The following is a 3159-nucleotide window of genomic DNA, read 5'->3' on the forward strand; positions in this document are numbered from 1 at the left end:
GGCATCTCCTATCCCCTGATTCAGAAAGTATCCTCTCAGGTGGAATCACTGCTTACCCGCTATTATGGTACCGGAGACTACCTGATTACGGACCTTGCCATGTTGAAGGAAATGGATGATTCAGAGTCAAACGTAATGAATTTGATCGTTGCCTTTCTCACAGGACTTTTGGCTGTGATCGGATTATCAAATGTATGGGCCAGCATCTCGGGAAATCTCCGCCAGAGAAGAAAGGAATTCGGAATGTTAAAATCCGCAGGACTTTCATCCCGGCAGCTTTGGAAGATGTTATTCCTGGAAGGGATTACCCTGGGGCTCAAACCGCTGCTCTTAAGCATCCCTTTCCAGATAATTATATTGACCATGTTTCTTTGGATCAATGAGGTGACTTTGCCGGAATATCTGCCTTATGCACCCTTTGTGCCTATTCTTGGGTATACGTTTTTGGTCCTGCTGGCAATTATAGGTGCCTATATTTTAGGCGGGCGGAAGATAGAAAAGGACAATATTATCACTTCTGTCAAAGATGACACTATATAATAAGAATAAGATAAAATTAGATATAATGAGATATCACACTGCCTCTTACAGGTAATAAGCGCCGGCATTCGGTTTTACACATAAAACCGAATCCGGAACCGGGCATGTCCATCAGATGTATTTTCTGCATGGATGTGTCCGTTTTGTTTTTCTATGATCAGCCTGGCAAGCGCAAGACCGATACCTGCACTGTCCTTTGCCGCATCCTCACCCCGATAAAACCGCTCAAACAAATGGGGAAGATCTTTCTTCGAAAACCCCAAACCGCTGTCAACGATCTGTAATTCTGCATAAAGGGGATTCTTTTTATACGACACCTCAATGGTACCTTTTTTTGGTGTATGTTCCACACAGTTTTTTAAAATATTCAGAAGTGCTTCACTGGTCCACTGCATGTCTGCCAGTATCCAGGACGGTGCATCCCCTGGCTCCTGGCACTTTACCTCCAGGGAAATTTCTTCACGGTTCATCATTTCCAGCAGTGGTTCTGATGCCGCATTGATCAAATCAGAGACTTCCACCTGGTTCTGTTCAAAATCAATAACATGGGAATCCAGCTTTGCCAGAATTAAAAGTCCGGATACCAGCTTTTGGAGCCGTTCCGCCTGATTTTTTAAATGCACCAGATATTCCTTCGTCTCTTCTGTCTGATAGTCCTCTAACAGTTCCGTCATCAAAGACATCGATGTCAGCGGGGTCTTTAGCTGATGTGCAATGTCTGCAATCCGCTCCGACAATACCTGGTGATCCCGAACCGCTGTCTCCTTCGTACACTTTAATTCCATTACCGTCTTATAAATCTCATCCTCCAGCTGGGAAAAGCCATCTTCTATACGTGAGAGGGTCTTCGCTTCCCCATAATGAACGGATCTCATGTATTCGGTTAACTCCTGTATACGGTCTTCCAGCTTTCTCTCATTCCTTCTCCTGCTCACAAAGATAACCCCGCCAAGCCCCTGAAAAAAAACGATACCTATTATAGATGTATAGAAAATGTTGTCTCCCAGTTTCCCAAGGGGTCGGTATCCGTATTTCTGCAAAAATGCAGTCCCTGCACCTCTTTCTTCCTTTGAAATGCGTTTAAGCCCAGCCTGCAGAGAATCGTTCTGCAGTACAGAGCCCACAAGGTCTGCTGTCATATGATGCTCATGGACCGTTATAAATACAGCCATCAGCCAGCCTGTCAGTATGCCCGGAATCATCCAGAGCAAACACCTTTTTAAAAATGCTTTCCATCCTGGATTCATGACAAGATTTCCTCCATCCGGTACCCAATTCCCCGTATTGTTAAAATATGCCTGGTATTTTTTAATTTTTCACGCAAACGTTTCATGGTAACCGTCAAAGTATTGTCATTGACAAAGTTCCCTTCCGAATCCCACAGCTTCTCCAGGATCAGATTCCGTGGAAGTGTTCTGCCTTTGTTCTCCATCAAAACCAGAAGCAGACGGTATTCCAGCGCCGTAAGAGAGATGTTTTCTCCCTTTAGCACTGCCTGCATCTTATCCTTATCAACTTGAATATCTCCGCAGACAATCCACCCCTTGCCGTCTTCCGGCACCCGCCTTAAGACAGCCGCAATCCGCGACTCCAGAACTGCAATATGAAATGGCTTCGTAATATAATCATCAGCCCCCATATCCAGTCCTTTTGTAATATCTGCCACCTCGTCACGGACAGTTAAAAAGATAATGCTGGTATCTCCCTGGTCCCTTACCCATTTGCAGAACCCATACCCATTACCATCTGGAAGATTCAAATCCAACAGCACCAATTGAAACCCCTGGTGAAACTCCTTTTTCGCTTTTTCCAAAGTCTCGCAATGGGTAACCTCATAGCCCTTTCGGGAAAGGGCTGCTTTGATGCCAAATGCGATCGTTTCGTCATCTTCTAGTAGTAATATTTTTGTCATTTCTTTTACCTGCGGCTTTCTGGATGTTTGTTATATTTCTGGCGTTTTAGTTGCATTTTTTCTGAGTTTGTTTATTACGATAATTCCTTTTTATAAGTATACTATAGTTTTATTTATTTTCCAATCTGCAAAGTTTTTGATATGTTGGGATATCCGTTATATGTCTTGTGTAAACATTAACCTTTGATCTTGTTTTAATATCTTTTGGTAAAATGAGAAGGATAATCTTGTAATTAATATCAAATAACCTTTTCCCCTTGTAATCACAAACTCCACCCTAGGAGTCCGGTATTTCAACGCATAGATGTTCTAGCTATTGTTTTATAACACTTCATTCAAATATTCAATTCATAATTTCTTCATTAATCAAAAATAAAATATTCTCATACCTAATATTTCTTATAATATTTGACTCATTACAAATCTTTATAATATAACTGCATTTTTGATACTCATGCCCCTCTTGCGATACAAACTGTTCTTCTACGATAATGCCTTTTGCCCCATCGAGTAAATTTATAACATCACAAAATAGAGCCAGTAATTCTTTATGTGTTTTATTTTTCAAAGTCCCTCCATATACAACATTTCCAAATGTATCACTTGAAGTATAATTCTTCCTAGCATCATCATCTATAAACATTAATTCTTCATTAAACGTATACTTACGCTGTGGTGTTGATTCTTCATCACTAATATATATCGTT

At 41.2% G+C, this 3159-nt stretch carries 4 protein-coding genes; 1 reads left to right on the top strand and 3 read right to left on the bottom strand.

Annotation, left to right across the window (positions count from 1 at the left end):
- The coding region (locus tag ACH2DQ_RS26425) for an FtsX-like permease family protein (RefSeq protein WP_395028659.1) at positions 1-540 on the top strand (540 nt) is incomplete at its 5' end.
- A 74-nt stretch (positions 541-614) separates the two neighbouring features.
- Here the strand turns inward: ACH2DQ_RS26425 and ACH2DQ_RS26430 are convergent.
- From ACH2DQ_RS26430 to ACH2DQ_RS26440, 3 genes are all read right to left on the bottom strand, one after another.
- Entirely contained in the window at positions 615-1787 is a 1173-nt protein-coding gene (locus ACH2DQ_RS26430; RefSeq protein ID WP_394913599.1) for a sensor histidine kinase, read from the bottom strand.
- Positions 1784-2452, bottom strand: coding sequence for a response regulator transcription factor (locus ACH2DQ_RS26435; protein ID WP_394913600.1), 669 nt, complete (start codon positions 2450-2452; stop codon positions 1784-1786). The genes ACH2DQ_RS26430 and ACH2DQ_RS26435 overlap by 4 nt, the downstream gene beginning before the upstream one ends.
- A gap of 343 nt (positions 2453-2795) precedes the next feature.
- A partial coding sequence (locus ACH2DQ_RS26440; protein WP_395028660.1) for a hypothetical protein occupies positions 2796-3159 on the bottom strand: 364 nt, incomplete at its 5' end.

The sequence above is a fragment of the Robinsoniella sp. genome (assembly GCF_034124845.1).